We start from the raw sequence: 436 nt of genomic DNA on the forward strand, positions 1-436 counted from the left end.
TCCATATCTTGAATTTGTTTGGAAAGCTGTTGCTGCTTTTGCTGACGAGCTGCAAGAGCGCGGGTATATTCTGCAAATTTAGCGCTCATCCCTTCTTCTTGAGATTGCAGATTTTGATAGTGAGTATATCCAGCTTTGATTTGGGATTCTTGAGCTAATAACTCTTCTAATAAAGATAGCTGACTTCTTGAGCTTGCCCGCTCCTGTTCGAGGCGATCGCAATCTCCTGTCAAATTTTGGTACTGCTGCCTAACAAAATTCAGTTGCTCTTCCCAATTTTGGCGTTGATGCTGTACAACTTGCAAACTTTGTAATTGAACATTCTCAAAAGCCTGTACCTGTTGCAAGCGCTCCAGTTCGCTTTCTAACTCTGCACGTTTTTGGGCGATCGCATCTCGCTGTTGCAGTTGAGTTTTCATCGACTCTAAAGAACGTT

1 pseudogene is annotated in these 436 nt (G+C 42.9%); it reads right to left on the bottom strand.

What is annotated here, in order from left to right:
• Nucleotides 1–436, bottom strand: a pseudogene (locus UYK_RS24555) (ATP-binding cassette family protein); the annotation flags it as partial.

Origin of the sequence: Fischerella thermalis PCC 7521 (assembly GCF_000317225.1) — a bacterium.
Taxonomy (GTDB): domain Bacteria; phylum Cyanobacteriota; class Cyanobacteriia; order Cyanobacteriales; family Nostocaceae; genus Fischerella; species Fischerella thermalis.